This is a genomic window from Bacteroidota bacterium (assembly GCA_026391695.1).
In the GTDB taxonomy this organism is placed as follows: Bacteria; Bacteroidota; Bacteroidia; order Bacteroidales; family JAGONC01; genus JAPLDP01.
In genome coordinates this window covers 40,668-61,360 of the sequence record JAPLDP010000020.1, presented here as the reverse complement: position 1 = coordinate 61,360, position 20,693 = coordinate 40,668, and the positions used below count along the sequence as shown (strand labels likewise).

Here is a 20,693-nt window from a genome sequence, read left to right as displayed (position 1 = left end):
TTATAAAATATTGCTTTCACATGGGTGATCTTATTGATTTACAGACGGCTTCGTTCAACTCGGATTTATCTGCAAATACTATCTTTCTGTTTTTAATATTTATTTTTTTCGTAATTTGCAGATTAAATCCTATTTAGTTAGCAAACATTCCCACATTAGTAAAATCGTTTAATTACTTAATATTAGTAAGAATTACCTGTTTTTATTGAAAAAAAGAAATATTTTTATAAAAAAGTTAAACATAAAACAATGAAAGAATTTGATACAAACTGGTCAAAAGAAGAATTAAAAGTTTACATACTGATTTATTGCGCTAATGCAAATTTTTTAGAATCAAAAGTAGAAACAGACTTTATTAAATCAAAAACTAAGGGAAATAGTTTTGAAAGAATCCATGATGAATTCGATAAGGATAACGATTATCAAAGCATTCAAAAAATACGATTAACTCTTGAAAAATATGGTTACTCAAAAGATGAAGTAGGTCGTTTATTTAAAGAAGTGAAAGAACTGTTTTTATCTGATGGCAAATACGACATATTAGAACAAAACCTATTTATGGGATTGAATCATATTTTCGGGTAATAATCGTTTGCTAACACCAAATAAACTGCATTAAAACGCAGTTTATTCAAGGCGTTAGCATTAAAACCGTGAAACCGCGAACTCAAAATTAAAAATTGTCGAAAGATGAAAATACTTTTTTTGTCGACGATAATTCTCCAAATTTCAATGCGATTAATTGCTCAGGATTTTGCTCCAATTGGAGCAGAATGGTACTATACTGAAGGATTTTCTTTTTCGGGAGACAAGAATTTCCTGAAAATTACTTCAGTTATGGATACTATGTATCAGGGAAAAGCCTGTCACCAATTGGTTAAAACAAGAAACCTTGATTGTAGCACCAGACCGGATATCGAATATGTTTTTTCTGAGGATAGCGCTGTATATTTTTGGGACAACGATTTTAATGAATTTCAGAAACTTTATGATTTTAAAGCAATAGAGGGTAACTCTTGGATAATCAGAATAAAAGACTGGGACGATGAAATTGATACAATTCTTATCACAGTCGATTCTACTGATTTAATAACCATAAACGAAAAACAACTAAAAGTTCTCTATGTAACCTATTCTGCAATTTATGACATACCTGGAATCAATTTTTATTATAATTCGAAAATTGTAGAAAAAATTGGCGACTTCAGCTACCTGTTTAATCTGTATCCTGAATCATTTCTTTATTGTGATATGAACTATTCCGAAGGATTACGCTGTTATGAAGATTCGGACCTGGGATTTTATTCTACAGGTATTGCAGATTCCTGTACGTATACTTATACATGGACAAGTGTCGATGAAAATAGCATGGAAAAAATTTTTGAAATATTTCCGAATCCTACAACCGGACAATTTCAAATAAATGTAAATAGTGAAAAAAACATAACCATTGAAATTTGTGATTTAATCGGGGGAATTATATTTTCCAAAGATTTTACCTCAAATACTCAAATAGACTTAACAGGACTTCCAAATGGATTATATATTGCGACTCTAAAATATCAGGATAAAATATTAGGAATGAGGAAAATAATTAAAAATTAACACCAGCTGACACATGGTATAGCTAATAAGGATAGTAGGGATTTTCGAAGGTTATCACCCGCATCACTTTTAGTGCACTTTGATAAGTTAACAAGCCCGCTCTCCCTTAATGGTCATACCATCAAACACTAAAAGGATATTTAAAATTTATCAAATGAAAACATCTCTTACCGCTTTAATTTTTGTTTGCCTTTATCTGCATGCTTCTCCACAAATCAAAAGTTGTTATTGTCATGCTGGAGGTGACGCTCAAGGAGTTACAATATCCTGGGATGCTTATTCTTTAAATGATAATAATGTGATACTTGGATGTAATATTTATAAACATATTTCATGGAATGATACATTAGTGCGGTTAAATGAAAATCTAATCACTTCTTTAGATTCAAATTACTTATATGTGGATACGGGCGATTTTATTGATACTATTCCTCCGGGTTATGTAATAGAAGCCGTTACGGAAGGTGATACACTTCAAGTTGCATATTGTTCGGCATTTCTTTATATAGATTTTGAGGTAATCAGTACGGAAAATATTATACTTCGGGCATTGCCCTGGGATACAGTAAATTGTCTGAAATTGGTAAGCATATATAGAGATGGAGTGCAAATAGCAATGATAAGTTATGACAGTATTTTTGAAAGTAATCTGGACTTTATGATCCCTTATTATGATTACGCGATTTTTGAGTTTTTGAGTACTTGGGGTATTTCCCAAGATTTAGTAGTGACATACGAGTATTTATGGAACATTTCTCATTCAGTTCATATTCCGCAATTTCAACAATATATAGTCCACGACCAAAATTATCCTAATCCCTTCACTGAATATACTACAATAAGTTTCTACATCTCAAAGAAATCATATGCCAGGCTCGAAATATTCGATTTAAAAGGAGACTTGATAAAAATCATTGATTATGGATATCTTTATCCCGGACAGCATAGTTATAAGTTGAACAAAAACGAATTGACTCCGGGTCATTATTTGTATAAAATAAGTACCGACTCTGAGATGGTTTGTAAGAAAATGATAATATATTGAATTTTGTACGCCTTGTAGCAAACAAGCAAATGCCGGCACGGATTTATTTTGATTATTAAGCATTAAGTATGAAGCATTAAATATTAAATACTTAGTACTTCATGCTTAATATTTAATAATAATTATTTGCCCATTTGAACAGGCAATAATCCGGGCCGGCATCTGCACAAAACCGTTGAACTAATTTTAAAAACAGATGAGAATAACAATAATATTTCTATTTATATGCATAATTCCCATTGAAATCTGTGGACAAAATGATTATTATGCAACAGATAGTTTAATGTCTGTAGGTGTTAATTTGGTTGATGGCAGAGATTTATTAAACTCAAGATTTTGTATGATGAAAATGGGTGACCAGATAGTTCGATATACTCCCTATGAAGTAAAAGAGTATGGATTTAAAGATGGACGCGTATACTTATCAAAAGATATTCAAACATCCGATTCTGTCCAAAGAGTATTTTTAGAGCGTTTGGAAAAGGGTAATACAACTCTATATTATTATAAAGGAAAGAGGAATAAAACATATTTTCTGGAAAAAGATAGTATTCTATTTGTTGAATTGCCTAAACGTAAAGAAAAAAGAGATATTACCTTTAGAAGTAATTTGCAGCACATAACTTCTGATTGTCCAAATGTTAGAGATGCTGCAAAGCTTGTCAATTATAATAAAAAGTCATTAACAAATTTAATTACAAGGTATAATAACTGTGAATTAAAACCATTCCCCTTTTTTAAGTATGGGCTAATAATAGGCTATGGAACAACAAAACTGATTCCTTCCTCAGCCATTGAAAATGAATATATAAATCAGTTGGATTTTAAATACGATGGTGGATTTACAATTGGTTTATTTGTTGACAATCCAATCTTGGTTAGCGATTTCTCTTTACATGCAGAACTTTATTATTCTCGACATGGATTTTCATATAACAAGTTAATTGAAAACAAAGACATTGATTTTGTTGCAAATATATCAGCTTTGAAATTACCGATACTGATTAAGTATGCGTATCCATCAAACAAAAATCGGCCATTTATAAATGCTGGTGGAATCTTAGCATATAACTTCAAAAATGATAATTCGCTTTACGAGGCATCAATGACCCAAAACATTATAGAAATAGATGACCTAAAGAAAACATCACTTATATATAGAAATCAAGTTGGTTATTCTATTGGAGGCGGTCTCGAATGCAAACTCAATCATAAGAATTTTTTATTTTTTGAGCTGCGATACAGTAAACTTTATGGATTATCAGATTCAGGTTCGCTGAATAATTCTGAAATTCATTTTATTACTGGAATAAACTTTTAATTATGAAATACTCTCTTGTTTTTGTGATATTATCACTTCTGTTCAGTTTTATGGGTTGTAAGAAGGATGCAGAAATTCAACCGAAACAATATCCATATGTTATAACAAAAAGTGTTACGGATATTGATTCTTCAGGAGCAACATTTGAAGCAGAAATACTTGATTACGGGCAAGAAGAAATTACAGATTTTGGTTTTATATGGAGTGATACGAAAACCAATTATCAATATAGTCTTTTCAATAAAGGAAGTTTAGACAATTTTAAAGTAAGAATTTCGGCTGATTTAGAACAGGGTATTACATATAGTTGTCGAGCTTATATAAAGACAATTAGGAATTTGGTTTTAGGGAACAAAGTAATTTTCCTCAGTCTTGGCTCAGAATCAATAATGATAGGGGATTTTAACCCAAAGGAAGGTTTCGATGGGACTTTGATTAAACTTACCGGTAAATATTTTAGCCAGATTTCAGCTAATAATAAAGTATTTGTTAATCATATCCCGGCAGAGGTGATTTTTTCAACTGGCGACTCAATTGCATTTATAACGCCACCTATGGGTTATGTTGGTGAAGCTGATATATCAATTCAAGTAGGTTCCAAGGATGTGACATCAAATATTAAATTTAAAATATTAGGTCCCCAAATTGACTCTATTTCTTTATTATCAGGAAATTCTGGAGAATCTGTTACTATTGAAGGGAAAAACTTAATTCAAAATGGAGCGAACATTGCAGTTTATTTTGATTCTAATAGTGCTGAAATAGTAAGTTATTCTGAAACTCAACTTGAGATTATAGTTCCTCCACCGACTAATAGTTTGTTGTCTGATATATCAGTGACAATTAAACTTGTAAACGGCCTGAAAACAACAAGTTATAAAGACAGGTTTTTAATAGAAAAGTCATGGGAAAGCAAACAAGCCACCCCTTTTGACTGGTCTTGGGCATATAAAGCATTTACCTTTAACGAAAAAGGCTATATCTTAGAATTAAATACAAAGGAACTTTATGAGTATAGTCCTATCTCTAACCAATGGAATTCAGTTCCTTCCTCACTATTTCCAGGTGATAGAAATGAGGGTAGTTTGTACATTATTACAGCGGAACAGCTTTTTAAAGTAAGCGGATACGATTATACGGGTCAATCTTTAAGTGAGTTATGGGTATTCGACTTTAATGATAAATCGTGGAATAAAAAAAATGATATTCCGTTTAAGTTTTATAATGCTATATTTTTTAATCTGAATAACCAATTATATATTGTTACAGATGAAGGCCAGGTTTGGAAATGTAATTTGGAAAATGGACAGTATATAAGATTGAATGATTTCCCAGATAATTTTAAATATGCTTTTGCTTCTTCTTTTGTCAGTAATGGTAAAGCTTTTGTCGTAACTTATGGCCTCACATGGCAATATAATGAACAAAATGATAGTTGGATTGAAAAATCGACCAATCCGTTTTCGAAACAAAATTATTGTGTACATGCAATAGGTTTTGCTCTTAACAATACGGGGTATGTATTGCACTCTGGGGAAAAATTATATAAATATGATATTATTAATAATAAATGGATTTTAACTTCGATGTACCCAGGTCCCAGTGGATATGATTCATATAAAACAATATTTATCATCGGAGACAAAGCATATATTGCAGCTACATCAAGTAGCTATATTGGTTGTGCTCCACTTATGTATTCATATCAAGAATAAAACTATGCCCTCATGTTGTAGCAATAATAAGGATTTTAGATGGTCAGGTAAGTTTTCCTTCGTAATAAAATTTACCTGTGGATAGAAACTTCAAATTCCCTTACTGTTGCTACAACAAAGCGTTGGGTACCAATTGTAACACAACTTAAAAAACATTAAAGATCATCTAAGATTAAACAAGAATTAAAGAACAATGAGAGCAATAGAACTTTTTAGATTTCCATTATTCTTACTCGGAATATTATTGGTATTCACCATTCCATTTCAAAGTTGTGACCCAGATGATGATGGAAATGATACATGTCCTCTTCTAAAGAAACCGAATATTTATATATATCCTGACGAGAAAATCCAGTTAAGTGTCAGTTTGATTTTTCCTCTTGGCGGGAACATTATTAATTCACTTCCCGATTATGGTTCCGGTTGGAATATTACAGTTGATACAAATGGACTAATTGATAATACATATAATTACCTCTTTTATGAAAGCATACAACCTGATGTTTGGCAGCAAAATGAGGGATGGCTTGTAAAAAAAGCTGATCTGGAATTCTTTTTCACTGAGAACATGACTAAATACGGTTTTAGCGGCCGCGAAATTCCGGATTATCTTGATTACTGGATACCACGGTTGGCTATTTTTGAATGGTATGTGATTTATCCTCAAAATGTGTTGATTATTAACGAAGTAATCAGGCTTAATTTTTCCAAAAAACCGGATAATGTTTTACGGTTATTTTATTTAATAAAAGGATATTATGATATGCCAAACATAAAATTGGCTGATCCTGAAATTGGTAATGGATTTGAGAGAAAAGGCTTTACCGTGACTGAATGGGGTGTGATATTAAAATAACAACTGTTGCCATACCTGAAACCATTGTCTGCAATGAAAAACATTGACCCGATAAAATCATGACACTATGGTGATTTTTATAATAATTTGGTCAGTATGGCTTATTTCAGAGATATTACTGAATAGATTGTTGCGCTCAGGTAATACTGATAAAAAAGATCAGGATAAAGGTTCAATGAGAATTATATGGATTACGATAGGTGTCGCTAATTCCCTGGGAATTGTTTTTTCTGTCTTTTTCCATATTCCTATCAGTAATTTAGTAATCATACCATTCTTTGGACTTTTTCTAATAATCGTTGGGATGGTATTCAGATTTATTGCAATCTGGTCATTGGGAAGACTTTTTACTGTGGATGTTACAATCAGAGCCAATCATAAGATAAAGAAAGACGGCGTATACAGGATCATTCGTCATCCGTCATATTCGGGTTCTTTATTGTCATTCATTGGTTTTGGTATATCCCTGAATAACTGGATAAGTTTAATAATCATTGGAATTCTAGTTACGTTTGCTATGCTCAATCGTATTAAAATTGAAGAAAGGCTATTGATAGCCCAATTCGGAGAGGATTATTTAGATTATATGAAAAGGATATATCGTTTAATACCTTGGATTTATTAATATAATTCATCGAGTGAGATAGTTCAAACTGAATGCTACTGGTAAACTGTTAGCTGCAACCGGCAGAAAATTGTGAAATATCAGAAAATACCATGGACAAACAACAGAATTCAAAAATCAGGGTAATTCTTACCGGATCAACAGGAATGGTAGGAGAGGGAGTATTAAATGTATGTTTACAGCATAGCGAAGTTGAGCGGATATTAGTAATTAACAGAAGAACATGCGGAATAACACATCTAAAACTAAAGGAAATTGTTCATGCCGATTTTTATGACCTGTCTCCAATTGAAAACCAACTGATAAATTACAACGCATGTCTTTTTTGTTTGGGAGTATCGTCACAAGGAATGAAAGAACCGGAATTTTACCGGTTGACATACACTTTAACTATGCATGTCGCTCAAACGCTCTCCAAGCTTAATCCTGATTTGATTTTTTGTTATATTTCAGGTGCAGGGACAGATACTACAGAAAAAGGAAGAATGATGTGGGCCAGAGTAAAAGGCAAAACAGAAAATGATCTGATGAAACTTCCTTTAAGGCAAGTATATAATTTCCGCCCGGCATTTTTGCAACCGACAAAAGGTTTAAAAAATACGTTAAGCTATTACCAATACTTCGGATGGTTGGTGCCAGTGATGAAGACACTTGCGCCAAAGTATATCTGCACGTTAAATGAATTAGGAATAGCCATGATTAATGCTGCAACCAAAGGTTATGAAAAGCAAATTCTTGAAGTAAAGGATATTCTTACTTTATCAAAAAAATAATAGATTGTATACCATAGTTTTAACAAAAGAGATCGAATGAAAAATGTATTAACCATAATTCTTACAACTTTGTCAATTTTGGCCATGAGCCAGAATTATAAACTATTCAATGCAAATTCGAAAAAACTTTACGGTGACCTTCCTTCTGAAGATTCAACTTTCAGTCTGGCATTTGATTCAGTTAAAAGTGTCGGAACCGATTCTGTCTATTTCATTTATACCGGTCTTGGCGATGAAATTGAAACGGACAGTTGCGAGTTTTGGGGAGCAGAATGGTGCATCCAACAAAGCAAACCTTCATGGTTAGGCTCACACGTTATCTGCGATAATATTGGAGGTTACAGATTCCTGACTGCACAAAGCGATACCCTGCACTTCAATTTTTCTCTTCTTCCCGGTGACTCATCACTTTTTTACCAGGACGAATCGCAAGGGTTTTTCATGGTGTTTGAAGGGATTGATACGACGACGGTCATGAATATTGCTGACTCAGCAAAGTTTTACCGGATATCCCATACCGATGCCTCCGGCAATATCATCAATTCGGCATTGAACGGTAAAAGGATCATTGTGGGAAAGGCAATGGGCTTGATTGAATTTTTCAGGATTGATGAGTTCCCGGAGGTTCTACTGCCTCTCAATCTCATCGGTAATGTATCGCCTGATGCCGGATTATTAGGACTCACCAATGAAATGATTTACGATCATCAGCCGGGTGATGAAATTCAATACCGTGATATATATGATATGGAAGAAGGACCTCCGTGGTGTAATTATCACCGATATATCAAGCATCTTTTCCTTGATCGTATCGATACACAGGATTCGATCATCTATAAGGTTGCCAGATTTACTTTTGAGGTGGGTGACAGCGCTCAATTGTGTGATACCATCACCCTGAAATACAAAAAGGATGAAGTCCTCGCATCAATTCCCTTTGATTATATCGATCAAAGCAATAAACTGGTGATTAAGAAATTGTATAAAGCTGATTGTTGCGGGCTGAATTTTTGGACTTATACGATTACCCCTGAATATCTGATTTATTGTGACGATGATAATTGCTGGGGTTCCTACGATATTCCGGGACCACCACCAGAAGAAAAGACCATATATGTTTGTGGATTAGGCTTATACAGTGACGAGAGTTCCATTATCTATCCACCTCCTACCGGATATTGGTACTGGTACGGCATCATCTATTTCAAAAAGAATGAAATTATATGCGGTGAGGAGATCATTGTCGGGATTGGTGACCCTGACAGGTCTGTGGACCTTTTCAATGTCTATCCCAATCCGGCACACGATTTTATCATTATCCAGTCACAGGCGACCGGCAACAGCATCATAACGATCAGTGAAATGAATGGTCAGGAGATAATGAAGTCTATCATCAACGATCCGGTGAGCCGAATTGATATTGGCAGGCTAAAATCGGGAATGTATCTGGTTAAGCTTATTAGCGGAAATAATGTGGAGGTAATGAAGATAATTAAGGAGTGAAAAGCCCTCTCAGTGTAGAGTAGGATATTAACCGCAGAGTTCGCAAAGAAGGCGCAGAGAACGCAAAGTAGTTTTTAAGGCAAAAAGGTCAAAGTACGCATAAAAGCATCTGCGTACTTGGCGTATACCTTTGCGTCCTTTGCGGTTAAACCGACTTTTTCCTGTGTTAGCAATTGATTCGCCGCACTAAGCATTAAATATTCAATGTAATATTTACATATCTAGACAAAAATTTATCTTGCTTTTATTGAGAATTATTCGGATATTTGTTATTAAATGCATAAAAAACGACGAAACAGAAAGCAGGATTAAGGTATTTTACACCGGATTCCATAAAACTGGTACAATATATCTTACCGTAATTGCAAAGCCACGAAAATCATTAAAACCGGAGAACCTGACCAGAACGAATTGATGCAATGGAATCAGGAACTCCGGCCTGATACATAATGCTCTGGTTTTCCCAGGACTGCACGCATCAAAAGTGCCCTCGTCAGCTCATTGGCGCGCTTGAACCAGCGCTCAACATCACTAGGCACAAGCAAACCATAAAGGATCTGAAGCAAAATATCGATGAACCCGAACATTTCAACGGGATTGATAGGGTTGCCCGTCAGCACTTGAAAAATGGAGGGTATAATATGACTAAAACAAAAAAAACCGGTACCAAACAGGCAGACGATTTGCGCCGGCGGGCGGAAGAGATAGCCCGGGAAAAAGCGGCCCAGTCGTCGGAAGATATGCAGACCCTGTCGCCCGAAGAAACCCGGCAGATGCTCCACGAGCTGCGGGTGCATCAGATTGAGCTGGAGATGCAGAACGAGGAGTTACGACGTGCGCAGGAGGGGCTGAAAGCCCCCGAGGCGAGATACCGCACGATGGGGGAAAACGCTAACGAAGCCATCGTCGTTGTCCAGGACGGCATGTTCAAGTTCGTCAATCGCATGACAAGTGAGATAACCGGCTATTCGGTGCAGGAACTCACTTCAAGACCTTTTTCCGAATTCATTCACCCTGAAGACCGGGATATGATGGGACAGCGCCTTCTGGGGCGGTTCAAGGACGATGTTTCTCAATATAGATATTCGTTCAGGTTGACGGCCAAAAATGGAAGTATCCGGTGGGTGGAGATCAATGCCATCTTGATAGAGTGGCAAGGCAGGCCGGCCACCCTGGACTTTCTCAGCGACATCACCGACCGTAAGCTGGCGGAGGAAGCGCTGAAGAAAAGTTCTCAGCTTTTAAGGGATACCGGAGAAATGGCCAAAGTCGGAGGTTGGGAGCTTGACCTCTCGACCAAGGAGGTCTTATGGACGGAAGAGGTCGGTCGGATCCACGGAGTCGAGCCGGGATATAAGCCAAAGCTGGAAGAAGCTTTGAATTTCTATGCGCCCGAATCCAGGCCGGCTGTAGAGGAAGTATTGAAGAAAGCTGCGGAAACGGGCGAACCTTACGATCTTGAATCCCTTTTCATTCCTTCAGGCAGCAAAGATAAGATTTGGGTGCGGTCGCTTGGAAAGGCCGTTTACAGCGGCGGTAAAATAGTAAAACTTGCTGGGACATTTCAGAATATTGATAAATATAAACGGGCGGAGGAGGCGCTGCGGGAGAGCGAAGAAAAACTCAGAGTTCTGTTCGATCAATTGCCGATCGGCGTCTCTCTTTTGGATCAGAACCGCAAAATGATTTACGCGAACCCGGCGCTCGAAAAGATATTGGCCATTTCGAGGGACGATTTACTCAAGGACAAGTATCAAAGCCGGCGATATATTCGCCCCGATGGGACGTCGATGCCTCCGGAGGAATATGCGAGCATAAGGGCTTTTCAGGAACAGCAACCCGTTCACGATGTCGAAATCGGGGTGATAACCGAAAGCGGCCAGACGATTTGGACCAGCGTCAGCGCGGCGCCCTTTCCAGTGGCGAGCAAGGGCGTGGTTCTTGCGACGATAGACATCACCGAACGGAAGCGAGTGGAGGAGGCGTTACAGCAGAGCGAGGTGCGGTTCCGGGAGCTCTTCAATCGAATGAGCAGCGGAGTTGCTGTGTATGAAGCCATCGATAACGGCGGGGATTTCATATTCAGGGATTTCAATCCCGCGGCGGAGAAGATAGAGAAAGTCAGCAGGAAAGACATCCTCGGTGAGCGTGTTTCCGAGGCATTTCCCGGGGTGAAAGCGTTTGGAGTCTTTGAAGTATTCCAGAGAGTGTGGCAAACCGGGAAACCGGAGTATTACCCCGAGAACATTTACAAAGATGAGAAGGATCCCGGGAGCTGGCGAGAAAGTTGGGTTTTCAAATTGCCCACTGGTGAGATAGTCGCTATCTACAATGACATCACCGAGCGCAGGCAGGCTGAAATTCTTGAGCGTGCCATTTATGAAATCGCTCGCGCACCAGAAACGGCAAAAAGTTTAGATGATCTATACCAGTCGGTACATCTGATCATCAAGGGCCTCATGCCTGCGGAGAATTTTTATGTCGCTCTGTATGATGAAAAAGAAAATTTGTTATACTTTCCTTATTTTGTTGACGAAATCGACAAACCGCCTCTGCCAAGAAAATCGGGCAAAGGTTTAACGGAGTATGTGCTTCACACAGGCCGCGCATTGCTTTGGGATGCGGCCCTTGGCAAAAAACTGAACCGCCGCGGAGAAGCAAAAATAGTCGGTGTTCCATCATCGTGCTGGCTTGGCGTTCCTCTTAAAGCCGGAGATAAGACCATTGGTGTAATCGCTCTTCAGCACTATTCCGATCCGAAAGCATACGGTGAGCGGGAAAAGCAGGTATTGGAATACGTTTCTGTCCAAGTAGCAAACGCCATCAAGCGCAAGCAGGCGGAAGAAGCAATGCAACAGTCCATGCATACTATACAAATCGGTTACAGGCTATACGAACAAACAGTCGCAATGATATCCGATATCGTCTGGCGCTATGAGGTAGATGCCCAGGGGCAGTTCGTTCGTTCCTATATATCACCGGTTGCCGATCGCCTGCTTGGTTTGCCTGCAGGTACTATCGGTACTGACTTTGAGAAATATTTTGCCTATGTCCATCCTGATGACATTGCTGCTGTGAAGGAGAAGCTCTTTGCAGAACTTCGTGAACGGCAAAAGATGATAGATACTGAATATCGCCTGGTTAAGCCCGATGGCACAATCATCTGGGCGCTTTCCAGGGGTTCTGCCCATGCCGAAGATAACGGAAATATTGTCGGATTTGGCACCACTGGTGATATTACCGTGCGCAAGAAGATAGAGGAGGAGCTACAGGAAAGCGAAGAGAAATACAGGACACTGATTACGAAAATGCAGGTAGCTTTAGAAATGCATGAAGGTATCTTTAATGACTCAGGAGAAATGGTCGATTATCGTTTTCTGGAGTTAAATGAAAGTTTTGAGATGCTTACAGGTTTAAAAAGGGAACAAGTCATTGGCAAAACTTTTCTTGAAATTTTACCCGGAGCCGAAAAATCCTGGATTAAAAAATATGCACAGGTAGTTAAGACCGGTAAACCGCTTCATGACGAAAATTACTCAAAAACATTTGACAAGTATTATGAGGTGATTGCTTATCGAACCAAGCCAAATCAATTTGCGACAATCTTTTTTGACATCACTCAACGGATACGGTCGGAGAAGGCGCTGCGCGAGAGCGAAAGAAACATCATGGCAATTATGAACGCTTCCACGGAAGCTATTTTGCTGATTGATAAGAAAGGAAATATCCTCACGGCTAACGATGAATTCTGCAGACGCTTCACAATCATACCCGGCATACAAACAGGCATCAACATTTATAATTATCTCCCAAAGGAGGTAAAACAATACTGGCGACAGTGGATCGAACGGTCAGTGAAAAGTGGCCAGCCAGTCCGGTTTGAAGATAACCATTCGGGACGTTTTTTCCTGAATTCGGTATATCCGGTACTCGGGCAGGATGGGAATGTTATATACCTTGCTGTTTTTGAAATGGATATTTCAAAACGAAAAGATGCCGAAGAGGCATTAAAGAAATCAGAAGTGAAATACAGAACACTGCTAAATGCATCACCCGATGGCATTATAATAACTGATCTGAAGGGAAGAATTACCGATGTTTCTGAAATTGGTTTGGAATTATATGGTACCGATAGCAGAAACGATGTGATAGGAAAACATTTTTTAAGATTTGTTCCAACTGGTCTTCTGATAAAAATACGAGAAATAATTGAGAAAACACAGAATGAAGGACTGGCACAAAACATAGAACTTACACTTAAAAAGAAAAACCAATCGTTTTTTATAAGCGAAATCAGCACAACTTTAATTCAGGAGCCGGATGGCACTCCAATGTCATTCATGATCATCGTCCGCGACATTTCACAACGCAAGAAGCTCGAAAAACAACAGATCCACGCCGATCGAATGACAAGCCTTGGAGAAATGGCATCCGGTATTGCCCATGAGATCAACCAACCACTCAACACCATTTCAATAATTATTGATAATATATTACTGGAGGCCTCAAAGAATAATTCGCTCAGCAATAATTACCTCCAGATAAAATCGGAAAAAATATTTGAAAATATTTTCAGGATCGGAAATATTATCGATCATATCAGGGTCTTTTCCCGAAGTCAGGATGATTATATTATCTCATCCTTCAATATCAACGATAGCATCAATAATGCCATATCAATGATTGCGCAACAACTCCGTCATAAGGCAATTGATCTTGTCCTTCATCTTGATAAAAAAATACCTTCAGTACTCGGAAATACGTATAAGTTTGAGCAGGTGATACTGAATTTGATCATTAACGCTAAAGATGCCCTTGAAGAAAAAAAGAAAAATCTTCATGAAGATTTTCCGATGTTTATCGAGATAGGGACATTTAATGACGACCAAAACATTTTAGTTAAGGTGGAAGATAATGGAATCGGGATAAAAGATGAAGATATCGATAATGTTATGCTTCCGTTTTACTCAACAAAAGATTCTGGTATGGGCACAGGCCTGGGACTTTCGATTACGTTCGGAATAATTAAGGATATGAAAGGGAATATAGAAATACAAAGCGAAGTATTAAAGGGAACAAAAATTTTAATTACTTTACCAATTCTTGACAAAAAGTAAAAACTGCCTCAATTTTTTCAACTAATAACAATTTCAGCAAGAAGATGAATGATAATTCCGCCAAAAATAAGTTAACAGAAACCAGGTTTTCAAGTATCGAGAGAATGTTAAAAGTCCTGGTTATTGATGATGAAAAACAGTTCACCGAAGAGCTGCATGAATTTCTTCAAAATATGGGATTTGCTGCTTTTGAGGCTAATACCGGGGAGGAAGGATTAAAAATTTTAAACGCTCATGAAATTGACCTCCTGATTCTTGATGTGCGTTTACCCGGCATGAATGGCCTGGATATTTTACAAGAGGTGAAAATCCAACACCCTGGCATAGAGGTTATTATTGTTTCGGCGCATGGCGATATGGAAACGGTGATCAAAGCCATGCGACTTGGTGCATTCGATTATCTGCGCAAACCTTTCAGGCACATGGACATTCAGATCGCCATTGAGCGTACCCAAAAATACCTTCACATGCACCGAAGGTTGAAGCAGATGGAAGAAAAGAACTCTCTGATCTCAAAAAGCCTCGAAGAAAAAATTGACCGGCAGTTTATCGGGATCAGCCCCCAGATCAGAGAGGTATTCGAGTCGGCCATTACTGCCTCAAAATACGCCGATGCCAATGTACTGATTACGGGCGAAAGTGGAACCGGAAAAGAAAACATTGCCAGAATTATTCACTATTCAAGCCAGAGGAAAGACAATATTTTTTGTGCCATAAACAGCAGCGCCATTACAGAGACGCTTTTGGAAAGCGAGTTTTTTGGCCATAAAAAAGGATCGTTTACCGGCGCCATCAACGATAAAATGGGTTTCTTTGAAGTTTGCAACGGAGGCACCTTATTTCTGGACGAAATCGCAGATATGCCTTTGCCTCTACAGGCAAAAATTTTACGCGCCAGCGAAGAAAAAGTGATTACCAGGATTGGCGATACCAGACAGATTCACACCGACTTCAGGATCATTTCGGCGACGAATCATGATATCGATAAGCTGGTAGAGGGAAAAAAATTCAGGCTTGACCTTCTTCACAGGATCAATACCCTTCATATACACATTCCCCCGCTCAGGGAAAGGCCGGAAGACATCGAGCCCCTGCTAATCCATTTTGCCGAAGACTTTGCCATAAAATTAAATAAACCGAATCCCCATATTTCGAGAGAGGTTTTCGATTCGTTGAAAAAATATGATTTTCCGGGAAATGTAAGGGAGCTGAAAAACATGACCGAAAGAGCCATTATTCTTTGCAAAGGCAACTCACTCAGTATAAATGATTTCCCTGTAAAGCCCCCAATGACGTCGTCAACGGATCAAATGGCAGGTTCGATTAATTTGAAAACCCATGAAATCGAACTAATACGAAAGGCACTGAAAAGCTGCAGATTCAATCAAAAAGCAGCGGCTGATGTTCTTGGAATATCCCGCGATGCCCTCATCCGGAAAATGAAAAAGTACGATATCACCGTTAACAGAGGCGAAGAGTGACCTATTTCCGCACACGTGTGCGTTTATTTCTAAAAAATCGGTCTGGATGCGATATTGCCACTTTCGATACTAAAACTTTTTTTAAAAAAATCGTTTTGTAAAATATTCTGATTCATCCCTTTATCCTGCTCACTCTCAATTTAAAAATTTTTTACTGTTTTCGGAACACGACTTGCAAAGGCCGTACTGCCAAAGAGGTAAACCGTCCCTCAAATGTAAAGTACGGGTTTTTATAAACTAATATAGGAGATTAAAAAAATGGCAGTAGAAAAAACCATCGGGTCATCCAGCCTCGTTGAGGTGATCGACCGTATCCTCGACAAAGGTGTCGTAGTTGATGCATGGGTAAGAGTTTCATTGGTTGGTATCGAACTGCTTGCTATTGAAGCAAGGATAGTTGTTGCCTCTGTTGAAACATACCTGAAGTATGCAGAAGCAATCGGATTAACTGCTAAAGCCGCATAAGGCATTTTGCAGTGAAGCAGTTATTCTTGCTAAAACATCCTTCCAGGTTTTAAACCCGAAAGCATGATTTACCAGGAATTTCGCTTTTTCTCACCAAATAAAAACAAAAAAATACATTAAATTATGAAGGCCGACCCGAAAGTGGATATGGATCGTTTTTTCGAAAATGTCATAATTTCCTACGAGGACCGAATTCAAAAAATTCAGACTGCCTTCCAATCATCAGAAGATATTACGGAATCATCCCACTTCCTTTTCGATAATGTCCATAATTCCTTAAACGAACTTAAAAAGGAAAGAGACATTTTAAATGCCAGGCTTTGCGAAACCCTGGCAAAAAATGGTTCCCTGCGTAAAAAAGATTACAATACGATGATGGCAGGCATTCTCAGCGCACTCGACGAAAAGGAAAAAGAAGCCGGAAATCAGTTCCTCTCATTTATTGAAGCCCAGAAAGAAATGGCTCAATCGTTAAAAAAAACCATACTGGATCTTAAAGATATTGCCGCGCAAAATGCCGGTGAAAAAATTACCCTTGTAAAAGAGCAACTTTCTCAAATCTCAAAACAACAGGAAATGAGAAAGGAAACGGTAATGAAGATATTTATGGATTTTCAAAAGATGCATAACAGAATGATGGAATGCCTTGAAAACTTGCTTGAAAAAGGAGGCCATATTCTGATAAAAGATATAAAAACCGTTAAAGATCAAATAATTAAAGAAATCAACTAACACAGTTAACCAAATATTCATTAAACATAGGAGATAAAAAAAATGGGATTAGCATCAGAAATGAAAAATTTGAGTGAAGAGATACTTGCTTCATTCAAACAACGGATCAAGGAAAATGAAGAGCTTGTAATTGAAGTGCAAAAAACCCTCGACGGATTCCAGAAGGACCATCAGGATATGGCAGCAGCCTTACGAGCATCCCTTGCCAAGGGCGAACAAAAACGGTTGAAGGAAGCTGATATTCTTATGAAAGAAATGATCAGAGATCATAAGAATATGGCAGCAGCCTTAAGATCAGGCCTTGACAAGGACGAAAAAATCAGGTTGAAGGAAGCTGATATTCTTATGAAAAAAATGATCAAAGAACATAAGGAAATGACAGCAGCCTTAAGATCAAGACTTGAAAATGACGAGAAAACCAGGCTTAAGGAATTTGTTGCCCTTATGAAAAGCATCAACGAGAAGATTTCAGAGATTTTCACCTACACCGATGATTTGCTTGCAAAGAGCGAAGTCGAAAGGGTTAAAGAATTTGTTGCCCTTATGAAAAGCATAAACGAGGAAATTTCGGAGATTTTTACATACACCCATGATTTGCTCGAAAAAAGCGAAGTTGAAAGGCTTAAGGAATTTGGTATCCTTATGAAAAGCATAAACGAAGAGGTTTTGAGGATTTTCTCATACACCCATGATATGATCGCAAAAGGTGAAGTAGAAAGGTTTGAGGAATTCAATGTAGTAATGAAAGGGATACGTAATGATGTAAAAAACCTCAAAAAAGCCGTTGCCGAATTGCTGGGCGATTTTGCACAAGACAGAGAAGGGGCATCAGCCGCGTGGAAAAAGATGTCGGACATCCTTGCCCAATTACGGAAAACAGCCGTTACGCCGCCTAAGGCAGAAGTTAAGAAGGCTGAAAAGAAAGAGGTAAAGAAGGAAATCGCGGCTGAAGTAGTAAAGGAAACCCCGGTGCAAGCTAAACCTATACCAGTAGTGCCCATGACACTGGATGAAAAGGTACTGGATTATATCAGCAAGCATCCCAAGGGTGTAAGAATTTCGGAAATGGAAGAACCTCTCGGTGAAACCCGGATGAAGATTGGGTATGTTGCTAAACAGCTATTGGATGATGGGAAAGTACTAAAGGTTGAAAACTTTTACTACCCAAAACCCAAGCTGGAAAAATAACAGATGAGTGATGTTCTTTTATAATAAAGAAAATCATGACAAAAGAAATCGGATGTGCGTATTGTAATGGAACAGGAAAGGATCCCTACGATTTACTCTCTGCGATATCTGGCTGTCAGGTTTGCTTAGGAACAGGACAGGTTGAAGTGGAGGAACCGGCAGTAGCCTGTGTTTTTTGTTCGGGCACAGGTAAAAATCCGTTGGGAGCCAGAGTCCCGTGCATAGTATGCCGGGGGAAAGGAAGTAATTACTGCGAGAGCGATACTATTTGTGACCGGTGCAAGGGAACAGGAAAGGCAAGCGATGGCTTACCCTGTACCCGTTGCAAGGGCACGGGATTCAATTCATAATTCATATTCGACATAGGTCATGAATAAAATAATCACATGTGCATATTGTAAAGGAACGGGGAAGGATTTCTATTATCCATCTGAGGGCTGTCGGGTTTGCTCAAAAACAGGACAGGTTGAAGTGGAGGAACCTGCAGTAGTTTGTGCTTATTGTTCGGGTACAGGTAAAAATCCGCTGGGAGTCAGAAGCCCGTGCCCGGTATGCAAGGGGAAAGGAAGTAATACCTGGGAGAGCAATACAGTTTGTACCCAGTGCAAGGGAACAGGAAAATCAATCGATGGCTATCCCTGTCCACTTTGCAAGGGCAAAACGAAAAGCAATAAGGGTTGGGGTAATTCTTCTTCCGGTTATGGTTATACTCTGGGGTATTAGATTTTTCTTTTTTAGTAGATAAGAAAAGAGTAAAGCTATGATGAACAATGCCGTAAACAATATTAGGAAAGGTTTGCTTAAACGATTGGAAGCAATGGGGAAGCATCACACCCGCAAGGAAGAATTCGTGAATAAAAGGGAAATGATAATACAGGATATTGAAGAGGCCAGAACCATCTGGAAAAATGCAATGGAACAATTGCCCAAAACTGAATTTCAGGAGTTTTATTCAAATAATAAAGAAAAAAATTATGCAGAATAAAATAAGCAACAATGAAACAAATACTGTACTTGAACCAAAACAAATGGCCAATTTTGTTGAGACAAAGTACATTAAAGGCATCACTAACCGTGGTCTTAATTATATAAAAGCAGGTTTCCCTGTGCATTTCAGGGGTCCGTCGGGAACCGGAAAAACAACCATTGCCATGCACCTGGCAAGTAAAATTGGCAGGCCGGTGGTCGTCATTCATGGCGATGCAGAGTATAAAACTTCCGATCTCGTTGGCAGCGAATCGGGTTATAGATTCAGAAAATTAGACGACAGGTTTATCCATTCTGTTCATAAACTTGAGGAGGACATGGAAAAGAAATGGGTGAACAATCGCTTAACGATCGCTGTTAAAAATGGTTTCACACTTATTTATGACGAATTTACCCGCTCGCGCGCCGAAGCAAATAACATCCTGTTACCCATCCTTCAGGAAAGAATGATGACCACTTCAGCAGGAAAAGAAGAGGATTATTATATGAAAGTGCATCCCGATTTTCACGCCATCTTTACTTCGAACCCTGAGGAATATGCCGGCGTTAACCGAACCCAGGATGCCCTGCGCGACAGGATGGTGACCATGGACCTCGACCATTTCGACTATGAAACCGAATTACAGATTACCAGGGCAAAATCTAACCTTTCACTGGAAGATGCTGAAAAAATTGTGAAGATTGTAAGGGGTTTGCGTGAATCGGGGAAAACAGAATTTGACCCGACTATTCGCGGTTCCATCATGATTGCTAAAACACTGGCAACTTTAAATTCAACACCTTCTAAAAATAACGAAATGTTTAGATTAATCTGCCAGGACATTCTCACTTCCGAAACCAGCCGGGTTGGCTCAAAAACCAATCAGGAAAAAGTAAGAATAATTGTTAATGAACTGATCGAACAAAATTGCTGATAGCTTAAAACAATGGTTTAATCACTCAATAAAAAAATATTATGCCAAACGTTCCTCCAATTAAAGGATTCCACAGTGTGAAAACATCGGGCGCCGTCTGCAAAAGCGCTCTTCCTGAAAAGCAGGATTGCGATTTCATCAAACAATACATGTTTGAAAAGGAAAGAACTAGACTGCGCAATGAACAGTCAAGGATACTTATGCGGCTTGAGATCATTCAAAGCCGGCTGAAGGATATTCAGGAGTTTTTTGAAGAAAAAACCGGACAAGTCCTGAATCCTAAACAGAAAAAATTCAAGAAAAAGAATAGCGATGAGGAGAAAACGGAATTTAAAACTTTGTCGATAGACTACTGAATATACAAAA

19 protein-coding genes are annotated in these 20,693 nt (G+C 38.3%); all 19 read left to right on the top strand.

The annotated features are described in order from the left end of the window. Positions 1-249: 249 nt before the first annotated feature. The 19 genes from NT175_01295 (at position 250) to NT175_01205 (ending at position 20,683) form a co-directional block, all read left to right on the top strand. Positions 250-585: a hypothetical protein gene (locus tag NT175_01295; GenBank protein ID MCX6233349.1), complete on the top strand. Its 336-nt coding sequence runs from the start codon at positions 250-252 to the stop codon at positions 583-585. A gap of 105 nt (positions 586-690) precedes the next feature. Further along, complete coding sequence (locus NT175_01290; GenBank protein ID MCX6233348.1) at positions 691-1,605, top strand: T9SS type A sorting domain-containing protein; 915 nt, start codon at positions 691-693, stop codon at positions 1,603-1,605. A gap of 154 nt (positions 1,606-1,759) precedes the next feature. Next, entirely contained in the window at positions 1,760-2,650 is an 891-nt protein-coding gene (locus tag NT175_01285; protein MCX6233347.1) for a T9SS type A sorting domain-containing protein, read from the top strand. A gap of 196 nt (positions 2,651-2,846) precedes the next feature. After that, a complete protein-coding gene (locus NT175_01280; protein ID MCX6233346.1) occupies positions 2,847-3,971 on the top strand; it encodes a porin family protein in 1,125 nt (374 codons plus the stop codon). Positions 3,972-3,973: 2 nt separating this feature from the next. Beyond that, positions 3,974-5,686, top strand: coding sequence for an IPT/TIG domain-containing protein (locus NT175_01275; protein ID MCX6233345.1), 1,713 nt, complete (start codon positions 3,974-3,976; stop codon positions 5,684-5,686). Positions 5,687-5,879: 193 nt separating this feature from the next. Then, complete coding sequence (locus NT175_01270) at positions 5,880-6,542, top strand: hypothetical protein (GenBank protein MCX6233344.1); 663 nt, start codon at positions 5,880-5,882, stop codon at positions 6,540-6,542. A 67-nt stretch (positions 6,543-6,609) separates the two neighbouring features. After that, complete coding sequence (locus NT175_01265; GenBank protein ID MCX6233343.1) at positions 6,610-7,167, top strand: isoprenylcysteine carboxylmethyltransferase family protein; 558 nt, start codon at positions 6,610-6,612, stop codon at positions 7,165-7,167. Positions 7,168-7,259: 92 nt separating this feature from the next. After that, positions 7,260-7,940, top strand: coding sequence for an epimerase (locus NT175_01260; protein MCX6233342.1), 681 nt, complete (start codon positions 7,260-7,262; stop codon positions 7,938-7,940). 36 nt (positions 7,941-7,976) lie between these two features. Next, positions 7,977-9,443 (top strand): T9SS type A sorting domain-containing protein, encoded by a 1,467-nt coding sequence (locus tag NT175_01255; protein MCX6233341.1) that lies wholly within the window; start codon positions 7,977-7,979, stop codon positions 9,441-9,443. Positions 9,444-10,084: 641 nt separating this feature from the next. Further along, positions 10,085-14,560 (top strand): PAS domain S-box protein, encoded by a 4,476-nt coding sequence (locus NT175_01250; protein ID MCX6233340.1) that lies wholly within the window; start codon positions 10,085-10,087, stop codon positions 14,558-14,560. A gap of 44 nt (positions 14,561-14,604) precedes the next feature. Further along, positions 14,605-16,041: a sigma-54 dependent transcriptional regulator gene (locus NT175_01245; GenBank protein ID MCX6233339.1), complete on the top strand. Its 1,437-nt coding sequence runs from the start codon at positions 14,605-14,607 to the stop codon at positions 16,039-16,041. A gap of 258 nt (positions 16,042-16,299) precedes the next feature. Beyond that, entirely contained in the window at positions 16,300-16,506 is a 207-nt protein-coding gene (gene gvpA / locus NT175_01240; protein MCX6233338.1) for a gas vesicle structural protein GvpA, read from the top strand. Between the two features lie 123 nt (positions 16,507-16,629). After that, entirely contained in the window at positions 16,630-17,238 is a 609-nt protein-coding gene (locus NT175_01235) for a hypothetical protein (GenBank protein ID MCX6233337.1), read from the top strand. 60 nt (positions 17,239-17,298) lie between these two features. Next, the gene (locus NT175_01230; protein ID MCX6233336.1) at positions 17,299-18,426 is read left to right on the top strand and encodes a hypothetical protein; all 1,128 of its coding nucleotides are present in this window, start codon (positions 17,299-17,301) and stop codon (positions 18,424-18,426) included. A 35-nt stretch (positions 18,427-18,461) separates the two neighbouring features. Then, positions 18,462-18,776, top strand: coding sequence for a hypothetical protein (locus NT175_01225; GenBank protein MCX6233335.1), 315 nt, complete (start codon positions 18,462-18,464; stop codon positions 18,774-18,776). 19 nt (positions 18,777-18,795) lie between these two features. Then, positions 18,796-19,149: a hypothetical protein gene (locus NT175_01220; protein ID MCX6233334.1), complete on the top strand. Its 354-nt coding sequence runs from the start codon at positions 18,796-18,798 to the stop codon at positions 19,147-19,149. A 37-nt stretch (positions 19,150-19,186) separates the two neighbouring features. Then, complete coding sequence (locus NT175_01215; GenBank protein MCX6233333.1) at positions 19,187-19,411, top strand: hypothetical protein; 225 nt, start codon at positions 19,187-19,189, stop codon at positions 19,409-19,411. Beyond that, on the top strand, positions 19,401-20,327 hold the full coding sequence (gvpN, locus tag NT175_01210) for a gas vesicle protein GvpN (GenBank protein ID MCX6233332.1): 927 nt from the start codon (positions 19,401-19,403) through the stop codon (positions 20,325-20,327). Before NT175_01215 ends, gvpN begins: the two co-directional genes overlap by 11 nt. A 41-nt stretch (positions 20,328-20,368) precedes the next feature. After that, a complete protein-coding gene (locus tag NT175_01205; GenBank protein MCX6233331.1) occupies positions 20,369-20,683 on the top strand; it encodes a hypothetical protein in 315 nt (104 codons plus the stop codon). Positions 20,684-20,693 lie beyond the last annotated feature (10 nt).